Genomic DNA, 283 nt, shown 5'->3' with positions numbered 1-283 from the left:
CACGGTCATGCCCCGGGCATACATGGCGACAGTCTTCGCGTCGAAGCCCTTGAAGCGTCGTTCTTGTTTGGGGATGAGCAGCAGCGCGAAGCTGCCGTCACGATCGCGCGGTACCTCGATGCGGACCGGGCCGCCCTCGGTCAGCACCGTGTTGGCGCCCGTGCCGTTGCGCTGATTGCTCACCGTGGCTGGCTTGGACGCACCTGGCGGGTCGCCCAGATGGTGATTCATCTCGCCGCCCAGCGCCCGTTCGATCAGGGCCTTCTTGAGGGCCAGGGTCGCC

Annotated in this window: 1 protein-coding gene; it reads right to left on the bottom strand. The window is 66.8% G+C overall.

The features are described 5' to 3' along the window. The coding region (locus ACFIKI_RS08495) for a transposase (protein WP_375666774.1) at positions 1-283 on the bottom strand (283 nt) is incomplete at both ends.

Source organism: Bartonella sp. TT121SHDZB (assembly GCF_042193415.1).
In the GTDB taxonomy this organism is placed as follows: domain Bacteria; phylum Pseudomonadota; class Alphaproteobacteria; order Rhizobiales; family Rhizobiaceae; genus Bartonella.
The sequence above is the reverse complement of the archived record's forward strand: the minus strand, read 5'-3'. Positions and strand labels throughout refer to the sequence as shown.